Raw genomic sequence first — 12,454 nt, forward strand, 5'->3', positions numbered from 1 at the left:
CTGCTAATTCCTATAAAAAATAATTATTCAGTTTTTACGTTTAAATGTAAGTAGTCTGCCATGATAGTAGTTACTATACCAAAGGATTGTAAAGATGTAGTCATTCCGCACACTTTCATCTGAAAATATCAACTCTACATCCTCCCTTTATTTATGGAACAGAATAAAGACTACTCATCAAGAGTAGCCTTTTTACATTAATCAATTTAAAAGCAATGAATATATCTAAACGGATTTAAATAAGAATAATTTGTCTATAAAAGCTACACTAAGAGCTAGAAACTACTGTAAGTATTTATTAAATATGTTATCAGTCATTCAGAAAAAGACTTCTTTACACTTTTTTAAAGAATTTTTTTTAGTTTTTCTTCTTGCTTTGGAGTTATTACCTCTTCTTTCTTATGATAAAACAGAAAGTAGGAACCTATAACGAGAATCGTGAGAAGAGAGGTGAGAAAGAATTGCAAGCGCATGGAATCAATGAAAGCCTGGGCAACAAAAATAGCAAATAATACTGCAATAGTTGCGTAGGTTAAATAAGGGAATAACCACATTTTCACTTTGAGTGTCCCTGGATTTTCTTTTTCAATCTTATTTCTTAAAAACAGATGAGAAAAAGCGATAAAAATATACATAATCATCGTAACTCCACCCGAGCTATTAGCTAGAAAAGCAAATAATTTATCAGGAGACACAAATTTAAATGTCGTGCACACATAAGCAAAGAAAACACTTGCCATTAACGCCCAAATCGGGATGCCTCTCTTATTCACACGGGATAAAATTCTAGGGGCATCTCCCTTTTTTGATAGGGAGTAAAGCATGCGTGAACTTGTATATAGCCCTGAATTTAAAACAGAAAGCAATGATATGAATATTACAATATTCATTACTTGACCAGCACCAGGAAGTCCTGCCATGTTAAATACGCTAGCATAGGGAGTTTTAAGTAAACCTTCAGCCCCCTGCGGGATTAGTATAACTAACACAGCTACCGAACCAACAAAGAATAGAAGAAGACGCCACACTACAGCGTTTATTGCTCTTATAATATTTTTTTCGGGATTTTCAGACTCTCCTGCTGCAATAGCCGCTACCTCACTCCCAGATAATGAAAAGGTAATAAATATTACACTAAGGAGTACAGGTAGAAAACCATTCGGAAAGAATCCGTCATTTCCAGTAATATTAGAAAGACCTGGTGTTTCAAATCCAGGAACAAATCCAAAGATCATTGCTGCACCTAAGCATAGGAATATTACAATAGCAGCTACTTTAATAAAAGCTAACCAGTATTCAAATTCTCCATAAGCTTTGACAGAATAGATATTTGTAAGTGTCATCAAAATAGGGAAAGATAAACTTGCTATCCACATAGGTATAGCAGGAAACCAATCATGAATCATAGTACCCAATAAAGTGGTTTCAATCGCAATAATGATTACCCAGTTAAACCAGTATAACCAGCCAATCGTGTAACCGGCCCAAGGACCAATCGCTTGATGTGCGTAAGTTGAAAAGGACCCACTATCAGGATTCACAACAGCCATTTCACCAAGCATGCGCATAATAAGAACGATCATTAATCCTGCGATTATATAAGATAAGATTGCACCAGGTCCTGCTGAATCAATAATATTCCCGCTCCCTATAAATAAGCCTGCACCGATAACACCACCAATAGAAATCATTGTTACATGTCTAGTCTTGAGACCATGTTTCAGTTCATTTGGTTGATAAGCCACTATTGTCACCATCCCTTAAAATTGTCACTGTTTTTAATAGCAGTAAAAAACTCAATTGCTACATGTCCTTGTTCACGGGTAACAGAGCTGGACTCTTTCATTCCACCAATTATTTCTTCGGTTCATCCTCACCAGTTTCTCCATTAATTTGAACAAGTCCAAATTCACTGTTATTGATAAAATGAAAAGCCTTATCTAGATATGTTGCAAAAAGCGAAGCTCATAAACCATAAGTAGTATCATTCGCTTTTTCTAGTGCTTTTTCTAGTGCTTCTTCATAAACAGCCACCTTTTTATATCAGCAACTACTGATCCGGAAACTTACTCTTTAGTAATCATCATCAGGCCTTAAACGAACCGCACAGATGGCACTATAAATCCGCCTTCTCCTTGCACTGGTTCCATAATAACGGCTCCAACTTCTTGGTGATGCCTTCCGCTATAAAGAAATCTCTTAATTTATTAAGAATTTGATCATCTAATTGATCAATAATCATGCTACCTTCACTGCGGTATAATTGAATTTAACAGACGGCTACTACTTACAAAGCGACGGCTTTTGATGTATAAATCATTATATATCTGACTCTATCAATACTCTCTTTACCTCACCTTTTTTTATATAAAGCATCCTCTCTTAATGAAAATTTGTAATTATATATAAAAATAAAAGCAATATCCATGCCAAAAAAAGGATTGTTAGTATATAAGGATTTAAAGGTTTCATGACTTTTATTCGATTCAAAATTGAATCAAAATCTTAATTTTTGATTCATAAATTAATTATTAACACCTTTTGATTCATATTCGAATCACAAAATGACAATTTAATTGTTTTCTTTTAGAATTTCGACATAACTTTTATGGTGAACTTCTAAGATATATTGCATCCGTTCATTCCGGGTGAAAATGAATTGATCGTCATACCAGGACAATTTATTGAAAATGTCTAAAGATCTGACACTTGTAGTAAATGCTTAAATCCGTAAATATTCAAACATGTCCGTAGTGAAAAATATCAGACTAGAGGGTTAATAATTTAAATGAAAAGAAGATGCCTAAATTTCCATTACTAATTTAGGCATCTTCTTTAAATATTATTTTAAATTCTTAGGAAAGACGAAATCACCTTTATCCGATTAATCGCTTTCATCACTCCGCCGCCCTTAGAAATCATTCTTGCCCTGTAAACTCGTACACCTAAAACCTGTAAAAGTAAGAGAATCTTGATTTTCGGGGTATATTGGCCATACAGATTTTGGTCCTCTCCCTAAAAATAACCGTAAGTTTAGTGATGTGGCTTCAACTATTTAGCTAGATACAACACTACAGTTTCTGCTGTAAAATATGTGAATATGTATTAATCCCCATGAACTTGAACTTTTAGGTCACTAATAATTTAACTATTGGGGAAATGTATACTGAATGTTGTTAAATTGTCATTAGACACACAATTCATATAACCATCATTACTTTCTATAATCTTCTTACATACGTAAAGTCCAATTCCTGTACCTAACTCTTTTGTTGTGAAAAACGGCTCAAAAATTGATTCTATCATTTCACTTGCAATAGCAGGTCCATTATTTGATATTCTAATAACCCGTTCATTTGGCTCAGTCATTGTATGTATTTTTAATGTTCTAGGCTGGTCTTTCCCCTTTAAAGCATCAATTGAATTTATAAAAAGGTTAAGAAATACCTGCTTTAGTCCATCCTTGCTCGCTGTTATGACAAAGTTCGGATAAATATCTATTTCTACATTAACGCTAGCATCGACAATACTCGCATATGTTAGTTGTTGGATTTCTTCAAGTAATTCCAACACAGAAATTTCCTCTCTTTGTTCCTCGTTAAAATCAGATTTAGAGGTGTGGAGGAATTGGGTTATTCTAAAATTCAGCTGATTTAGTTCATAATCTATTATATCTAAATATTTTAGATTGGGGTTCTCCCTTATTAGTAATTTATTAAACCCCATAATAGCTGTAAGAGGATTTCTGAACTCATGTACAAAGCTTGATGATATTTGTCCCAATACCGCTAATTTATCTTTGTGATTTTCACTTATAAAAGATTGTTTTTCCTCAATCACTTCATTTGTTAGATTTGTATACCTCGTTACGGCATGATAACTGAATGTATCGAAGTGTGTGTTGATTTCATCAATAAACTTCTGTATATATTTAATGGGGATATTTGCCCCAAAAACATTTCTGACAATGATATTTCTACCTAAATTAATATTGTACAAAAAATCTCCAATATTAATATTTGCTTTAAGGCGTTCATTTGCTACCTGGTAAGCCAATTTTGTTAGCACGTCATTTGACAATGACCCATTAAAAATATTAATGACTAGGGAGTACATCCCATATCCATTTTCTTTTATTTTTTCTTTGTAGGGGTCGATTTCATTTACTTTGATGGTCTCGTTCCATTCATTTAAAAACAGTGATTGATTTTCTTCTAAATATTGAATCAATACTTTTTTATACTTCTTTTGTTCTGATAACAATTCCATACTATTGACCACCACATTCTCTTTCGGAATTTTAGTTTATTATATTAATAACATTATTCTATATGATGTTTTAATTTCCTGCACTTCACACGACATATATATATATAAGTACGATAAGCCTATCATTGTTTTATTCAAGATCTGTTAATCTTCTTATGATACGATTTTAGAATAGAAAAAACAAACTCCAAAAGGAACAAACACATGAAAAAACAGCTCGTAAAGTAGATGAAATGTTGATAGGTGACAGGGAAAATAGTCTGGAGACCACAAGTATGATTGGTGGATAACAAAGAAACCGACCAAAATAGGTCGGGGAAGTTGGTGATTGGTTAAAAAGTATCATCAGTTAAATACTTCAAAAACACTCTGAATCACCTACTTTTTGAGTTATCGCATGATATTGTAGGTTCTCATCTTTCTATAAAGAGTATTACGGCCAATTTTAAGTTGTTTTGCTGCGTTGCTAATATTTCCATTTGTTCGTTCCAACGCTTTTTTTATAAGTTGGATTTCTTGATCTAGCATGCTTGTAGGTTCTTGCTCCTTTGTTTCTTCTACATTTCTTGACGGAGATGAAACTGGACAAAGTGAAACGAGCAAAGCCTTTGTAATCGGATTCTGATTGGCTAGAAAAGCAGCCTGCCCTAGCACGTTTTGTAATTCGCGGAAGTTTCCTGGCCATTCATATTCAAAAATAAATGTTTTAGCATCTTCTGTTAACTCTGTACTTTCATTTCTATATGGTAAATGCGATAAAACATGTTCAGCTAACATTAATAAATCTGTACGATTCTTTAATTTTGGAAGTTTTAAGGTTAACCCATTCAGACGAAAAAATAGATCCGCACGAAACTGTCCTGCTTCTATTTCTTTCTGTAAGTCTTTGTTAGTTGCTGCGATTATTCTCACATCGATGGGGCGCGAAGTATTACCGCCGACACGTGTAACACAACGTTCCTGAAGCACCCGAAGTAAAGTCGCTTGAGCAGTAAGGGGCATATCCCCGATTTCATCTAAAAACAAGGTTCCACCATTTGCCGCTTCAAACTTCCCCTTATGTCCACTGCTATTTGCACCAGTAAAGGCACCCTTTTCATACCCAAATAACTCACTTTCTAATAAATTTTCAGGTATTGCACTGCAATTAATCGCGATAAATGGTTTATCTCTTCTAAAGCTGACACCATGAATAGATTGAGCAAACAGCTCTTTGCCTGTGCCGCTTTCACCAGTGATAAGAAGACTAATATCAAGTTTCGCAGCCCTTTTTGCTATAGATATCGTTTGATTCATTTGAGAATCATTACTGATGATATCAGAAAAATGATAACGATTTGTTTGTTCATCTTTCTGTTTTAGTTTCTCTAACCGAAGAATCACATAGGACAGATGTTGGGTATCTTTAATAAGGGGCTGAGCTGTAAACTTCTGATTTTTTATTGCAACCTTTTGTTCTAGTCCTTTAATTAATGCAAGAGTATCTAGTCCTGATATTATACTCGATATCGGTTGCCCCGTTGTGGTTTGTTCTAAACTGCCAATAGCACGGGATGCTGCGATATTAAGACTTGTAACGTTACCTTCTTTATTAATAGTAAATAGAGGGTCAGGATGCTGATCATATATAAAATAAAGATTTTTCTCTCGTTTTTGTGTTTGGGCTAATAAGAGGGCTTGTTTAATACTATCTGCCACTCTTTGAACTAAACTTATAGAAAACGGATGATAATCCTGTTGATGACTACTTAAGTTTAAAACACCAAGAAGATGTCCATCAGGATGATAAATGGGAGTTGCGGTACAAGTAAGGAAATGGTTATCCTGATAAAAATGTTGGCTGCCGTGAATAAGTACTGTTTTTTTCTCAACTATAGCTGTACCTATTGCATTTGTCCCTTTTGATTCCTCCAGCCAATTTGCCCCTTTTCTAAGGGCAACATTGTCAGCATGCCGAATAAATGATGGATCTCCGACAGTTTCAATGATGTATCCTTCAGGAGCAGCAAGTAATAGAATAGATTCCATGCCATGTATAGAGCTATACACGTCTTCTAAAATGGGTGAAGAATAATATAGGAGCTCTGCATATTGATCCTGGAATTCGGCCAGCTCAAATTCACCCAGCATATTTTCCTTGTCCATTATTCTAGGTTGTAGTCCTTTTGAATGGCAGCGCTTCCATGATTCTTGAATGAAAGTAGGAATGGTTTCTTTAGGCGCGCTAATATTGACTGACATAGAATAACTCCTCCCATTTGTAAAATACTCTTTATGTAATTTTGTTGATTCACTATCTTAACTTTGAACACATAGAACAACAAAATTTTTATAGGATAAAAAGGGTTTGTCCATACAACTTCATTATAGCAGAAAATTCAGAAACTAAACCAACGAATTCTACCTTTCGTTCGATTTTGTTCTAATATGGAACATGTAATTGTTCCATACTAGAACAAAAACTATTTTTCTAAAAACTATCCAATCATTTTTTACGGTTTTCATAGGGTTTTTGTTATTGGCATGAGTCTTGCATTATAACCAGTTGAGTACCTTATTCCAATTTTATTAAAAGGAGGATTAAATAACCAGGAAAGATAGATAAATAGAAAGAATGAATGGCAGCACAAACCTGTTTTAAACATGAGTTGCATCCGAAAATTGGATAAAAAAACACAGATTCGTCACGAAGCATTGTGGTACTAACTGAACATCAACAGCTCTTGAAGGTCTTAAAAATGCCCGATTCAGCACTAGCTGCAGATGATTTGTCGTAGAAATTGCATGCAAGGATAAATATTTTTGTTGATTCGGTCTAAGTATCCCCTTTGTTATTGGACACAAATTTCGTGCAGTAATTGATGAAGTTGGTAGTCACGTGTTTATGAGTCATACTCTTAATCTCGCGAAGGAATTAGGTACTGCCGTTTCAATAAATGGTAAGGCTAAGAATTCTGAATAAAGGATAGTTGAATTAACAAAAGGTAGCGCACATATATCGATTGATAATCTAGGTATAACATCTATATGCCATAATTCTAATAGCAAACTGAAGTTTGATAGGTTTCATGGATAGACTTTCATATTATCTGAGCGAATTTGCAAGAATAAACATTTACTTATACCAAATGAAAAGGGGTTTTATAAATGGAACAAACAATTCGACTTAATCCACGTGTACAAGAATTCTTAAAAGGTACTAAAAAGCTTTTGATTAATGGGGAATTGGTAGAAGCTACTTCTGGTCAAACTTTTGAGACCCTTGATCCTTCCAACGGGAAAGTTTTAGCAATTGTGAGCGAAGCCGGACCAGAAGATGTTGATAAAGCAGTCAAAGCAGCCCGCCAAGCATTTGACAATGGTCCTTGGAAAAAAATGAGTGCTTCTGAACGCAGTCGCCTCATTTATAAATTAGCGGATTTAATGGAAGCCCACAAAGAAGAGTTAGCACAATTGGATACACTAGATAACGGGAAGCCTATTGGTGAAACAACTAATGCGGACGTCCCTCTTGCCATTGATCACTTCCGTTATTATGCTGGGTGGACTACTAAGATTGTCGGTCAAACGATTCCTGTTGCAGGGAATTACTTCAACTATACTCGCCATGAAGCAGTAGGTGTAGTTGGACAAATTATTCCTTGGAATTTCCCTCTTCTTATGGCAGCGTGGAAATTAGGTGCAGCCCTTGCAACCGGATGTACAATCGTTTTAAAACCAGCAGAGCAAACACCACTTTCAGCATTGTATTTAGGTCAACTCGCACTCGAAGCCGGGTTTCCTCCTGGTGTTCTTAATGTTATACCAGGATTTGGTGAAACAGCAGGCTCACCACTTGTAGACCATCCGGATGTGGATAAAATTGCTTTTACAGGTTCTACCTCAGTAGGTAAAATGATTATGCGCCAAGCTTCAGGTACAGTGAAAAAGATTTCACTAGAACTGGGTGGGAAATCACCAAATATCATTTTACCAGATGCTGATATGACTAAAGCGATTCCCGGTGCTTTATCGGGCATTATGTTTAATCAAGGACAAGTTTGTTGTGCTGGCTCTCGCCTTTATATTCAGAAGAAGTCCTATGATAATGTGGTAGCTGATTTAGTTTCCCACGCAAAAAACATTAAACAAGGGGCTGGCCTTGATCCATCTACACAGATAGGGCCATTGGTATCTAATGAGCAACTAGAACGTGTGGGTAGTTATATTGAACAAGGAAAATCAGAAGGTGCAGAAGTGGTTACAGGCGGTAGTTATGGACAAGGCGATGGCTATTTTGTAGCACCTACAATATTTGCTGGTGTCAATGATGAAATGACTATTGCTAAAGAAGAAATCTTCGGACCTGTTGTAGCTGCCATGCCGTTTGACGATTTAGACGATGTGATTCGCCGTGCAAATAACACCGAATATGGATTAGCAGCAGGTTTATGGACACAAGATGTAAAAAAAGCCCATTATGTGGCCAATGAATTAAAAGCAGGTACAGTTTGGGTAAACTGCTATAACGCTTTTGATGCCGCTTCTCCTTTTGGAGGGTACAAACAAAGTGGAATTGGTCGAGAAATGGGAAGCTATGCGTTAGATAACTATACTGAAGTTAAAAGTGTATGGATTAACTTAAACTAATAAAACTTTATAAACCACTTAAAACAGGGGCATCTTTGTCCCTGTTTGCTTATATATTTTATTTATGTTACACGCAAATAAACTTAATTTGTAATTTATCCCTTCTATATTATTAAGAGATAGGTAGGATTTGCAGAATCCCTAAAACCAACACTTAATACTAACAGATTTTATCTAAATGGAAGAATAAGGAGAGAGATTAAATGGAAAAGACAGCTTTAATTCTTGTTGACGTTCAGAATGATTATTTTCCAAATGGTCGGATGGAGCTATTTGAACCTAATAGAGCAGCAAATAACTCCCGAAAGTTGCTAAATTTTTTCCGCAACCAAAACATGCCAATATTTCATATTCAGCATATATTCAATGATCACAACGCTCCATTTTTTGCTCCAGGAACAGAAGGTATCACGATTAACGAGGCTGTTACACCACTTGAAGGAGAAACTATCATTCAGAAGAATTATCCGAATAGCTTCCGAGAGACTCCCCTCCTTAATCAACTTCGTCAAGCTGGCACCGAGCATGTTGTCATATGTGGCATGATGAGCCACATGTGTATCGACGCAACTGCCCGTGCCGCCGTAGACTATGGGTTCACGTGCACCGTCATTGAAGATGCCTGCACATCTCCTGACCTATCTTTTCGCGGACGCAACATACAAGCCACCGATGTCCATGACGTATTTATGGCAGCGCTTGGAAGCCTCTACGCTACAATTGAAACAGCAACTGCTTATTTAGAAAAAGCAAAAGTAAAGTAAAAATAAGAGTGATCTAGACTTGATTTAGGTTAGGCTTTAAAAATGCCTTTCCAGTATGGTTTAAAGTTTGTTGATTTATCTGGCATTTTTCCAAATCAACAAACTTTCCATTTCTCTCTTACACATTCCTATTGTAATAGCCCGATAAAAGATTACGGAACCAGAATACATCTTTTAATTTTCAGATTTTTTACTCCATCTTCATTCCAAATTGCCATCCCTTTTTTTGTGTGATCATTCATCGAAAACAAAAGCCGTTTTCTTAGACTGAAGAAGGGAGTATCGCTGCATTATTATGATATCTCCCTTTTACTAACGGGGCTATTCTTTATTCTTGGGTGGTACTTGCCCTCATTCGCTTGTCTAATTCTTCAAGCACAATCGGCCAAGCCTGTTCGTGCTGATTTCTCGACTCCTCATCTAGAAAGCCAGCATGAGTAAGACGCAAATGCGTACCGTTTGTGTAAGATTCTAGTTCAATCGTAACAACCGTTTCAGCTCCTCTTGTTCCCTCAGCCCCGGTAACCCACGTTAATTCGATGAGTCTATTGGGTTCAAGCCTAAGAAATCGGCCGTAATGGGGATGACGCTTTGCCTTTCTTTCGGTCTCGAATTCGTAGATTGTCTCAAAGAAGAAAACCGAGTTGACTTCTCCATTCATTAACACCGATCCTGGAGATGCAAACCAGAGGTCAAACTGTTTAGTCCACGCTAGGAAAAGAGCATCAGGCAAATTATACGGTCCACCGTTAGAGAAAAAGGTCTTGATGAAAGGTCTGGTATTGAAACAGGCATTATCATCAATTTGTCTTTGATACCGGAGCGTAAATTGATACCAAATTCAAGAAAAGCCTTCATACATAAGATCATATCAACCCAGCCTTGCGTCTGTTGTCCGTAACATTTTATTCCTTGTTCATTTCCTTCCCAGCCATCCTCACTCACCTTTACCAAGGTTGAGGTTGCGTCTAACCACTCTAGCTTGAATTCTACATTAGTTTCTACTCCACTAGCCGACCACAGAAATGTTATATAGTGCTCTTCTTCGCTTACTTTCTTAACAGTAATAGGAAACTCTGCACCAACATCGTCCCATCTCCAAGTAATAGTTTTATTGCTTTCAATGCGACTAGTCCCGCTAGATATAAAGTATTGAGACATTATTTCAGGATCAACAATTGCTTCAAAAACCTTGTCAATTGACTTAGAGATTTTTCTTTCAATTTCAACTTTTAGTTTCATCTACTAATTCTCCTGTTATAACATGTATTTGTATCCCATTGGTAATATACCTTAACGCAGTTTTTTTCTTCTCATATAAAATATTTCTGTTTTTCTTATGATATCCCTTTAATTTTTTTCTTGTTTAGTTACGATGCAACCACTATAGTATGACTCCCGATTTGTTATTTTATAATGGGTTTTCTCCCCCTTCATTATTAAAAGGGGGGCTAGTTATTTTCCAACTAAGGACCATTATCCGTTAAAATAAAAATATATATACTAGTATAGTACATCAGCTGACGACACACTCCATAAAGGTTTCAAATTAAAACTCTGAAAGAATTAACTAGTACTGGCCAAATAGACGAAAAAAAGAGACCTTTCTTTTACGAAAAGTCTCTTTGGATTACCGTTTAACCATTCTGTTCGATTTGGATTTTATTTCTGATAGCTTTTTCTTTTTCTACTTTTTGTTGTCTAAGGTTACCCGCCACTAAAATCCCAATCACGACTATTGCTTCAAATCCGTATTTTACGAAGGGATTAGCAAAGTAGTTGTGCATGAAAGGTTCAGCTACGATCATCTTAGCAGCTGTCCAGCCTAGTATCCCGGCTCCAATTACTATGATGAATGGGTAGCGTTCAATCAGTTTCAGGATCAAAGTGCTTCCATACATCACTACTGGAATCGACACAAGCAATCCAATCACAACTAATGTGAAATTTCCATGTGATGCGCCAGCTACAGCTAGAACATTATCCAATCCCATTAAAGCATCTGCAATAATAATAGTTTTAATGGCAGCCCACATTGAGTCAGCGGGTTTCACATCATGTTCTTCCTCATCAATAAGAAGCTTATAAGCAATCCATACCAGCAGTAATCCTCCAATTAAATGCAGGCCAGGCACCTCTAAGATTACAACAACCAATAGCGTTGCAATAATCCTGATAACAATTGCCCCGACTGCTCCCCAAATGATCACCTTTTTTTGCTGATCTTTTGGAAGCTTTCTTGCAGCCAATCCAATAAGGATCGCATTATCTCCAGCAAGAACCAAATCTATCATAATGATTGCTAAAAGACCTGAAATAAATTCACCTGTTAAAAAATCCAACACATCTTCCTCCTTTTAAACAAAAATAAAGAGACCTCTGCCATAAATGGCAAAGGTCTCGCTAAGCACTAATTGATTAGGCCAATAAAGCCGGTGGAGAAATTCCACGTAATGACGACTTTATTTCAGGTAACACCTGACGCTACTCCCCTTCACGGGATAAGTATTATGAAATTTTTCCCTAAAATCTAAGTATCTTGCATTATAGAAAACTTAAAGAAATCTTATTGCAATTCTATTATACCAAATATATGAATAAAATAAAGTAAAAAATAATGATTAATTTTCTGGACTTTCCTAGGAAATAATTGGTTTATCAGCTTATAGATAGAATATATTGTCTTGGTCTATCTTCTGGCTTGGTATATTCATCATATTTCCGCTTAGTTTTTCTTTGTAAAGAGCTATTAAAATTCTACATCATACAAATACGATAAGGAAACTATTAGA

At 35.9% G+C, this 12,454-nt stretch carries 8 protein-coding genes; 2 read left to right on the forward strand and 6 right to left on the reverse strand.

All coding sequences use genetic code 11. The features are described from left to right. Positions 1 to 344: 344 nt before the first annotated feature. The 3 genes from RE409_RS15870 to RE409_RS15880 form a co-directional block, all read right to left on the reverse strand. Positions 345 to 1,757 carry an amino acid permease gene (locus tag RE409_RS15870; RefSeq protein WP_397444115.1) on the reverse strand — a complete coding sequence of 471 codons (1,413 nt, stop codon included), beginning with the start codon at positions 1,755 to 1,757 and terminating at the stop codon, positions 345 to 347. A 1,387-nt stretch (positions 1,758 to 3,144) separates the two neighbouring features. Further along, positions 3,145 to 4,269, reverse strand: coding sequence for a histidine kinase N-terminal domain-containing protein (locus tag RE409_RS15875; RefSeq protein WP_201185215.1), 1,125 nt, complete (start codon positions 4,267 to 4,269; stop codon positions 3,145 to 3,147). A 390-nt stretch (positions 4,270 to 4,659) separates the two neighbouring features. Then, positions 4,660 to 6,510 (reverse strand): sigma-54-dependent Fis family transcriptional regulator, encoded by a 1,851-nt coding sequence (locus RE409_RS15880; protein WP_309557799.1) that lies wholly within the window; start codon positions 6,508 to 6,510, stop codon positions 4,660 to 4,662. A 906-nt stretch (positions 6,511 to 7,416) separates the two neighbouring features. Here RE409_RS15880 and RE409_RS15885 point away from each other — a divergent pair. Both RE409_RS15885 and RE409_RS15890 read left to right on the forward strand, forming a co-directional pair. Continuing rightward, on the forward strand, positions 7,417 to 8,898 hold the full coding sequence (locus RE409_RS15885; RefSeq protein ID WP_201185217.1) for an aldehyde dehydrogenase family protein: 1,482 nt from the start codon (positions 7,417 to 7,419) through the stop codon (positions 8,896 to 8,898). Between the two features lie 203 nt (positions 8,899 to 9,101). Further along, on the forward strand, positions 9,102 to 9,662 hold the full coding sequence (locus tag RE409_RS15890; RefSeq protein ID WP_201224153.1) for a cysteine hydrolase family protein: 561 nt from the start codon (positions 9,102 to 9,104) through the stop codon (positions 9,660 to 9,662). A 328-nt stretch (positions 9,663 to 9,990) separates the two neighbouring features. On the opposite strand, the gene RE409_RS15895 is transcribed toward RE409_RS15890, so the two are convergent. The 3 genes from RE409_RS15895 to RE409_RS15905 all read right to left on the reverse strand — a co-directional run bounded on the left by RE409_RS15895 (position 9,991) and on the right by RE409_RS15905 (position 12,004). Then, positions 9,991 to 10,395, reverse strand: coding sequence for an SRPBCC family protein (locus RE409_RS15895; RefSeq protein ID WP_309557801.1), 405 nt, complete (start codon positions 10,393 to 10,395; stop codon positions 9,991 to 9,993). After that, complete coding sequence (locus RE409_RS15900) at positions 10,374 to 10,904, reverse strand: SRPBCC domain-containing protein (protein WP_309557802.1); 531 nt, start codon at positions 10,902 to 10,904, stop codon at positions 10,374 to 10,376. The genes RE409_RS15895 and RE409_RS15900 overlap by 22 nt, the downstream gene beginning before the upstream one ends. Before the next feature lie 395 nt (positions 10,905 to 11,299). Continuing rightward, positions 11,300 to 12,004: a TerC family protein gene (locus tag RE409_RS15905; RefSeq protein WP_201185222.1), complete on the reverse strand. Its 705-nt coding sequence runs from the start codon at positions 12,002 to 12,004 to the stop codon at positions 11,300 to 11,302. Positions 12,005 to 12,454 lie beyond the last annotated feature (450 nt).

This window comes from Peribacillus sp. R9-11, from assembly GCF_031345095.1.
Lineage (GTDB): Bacteria > Bacillota > Bacilli > Bacillales > DSM-1321 > Peribacillus > Peribacillus butanolivorans.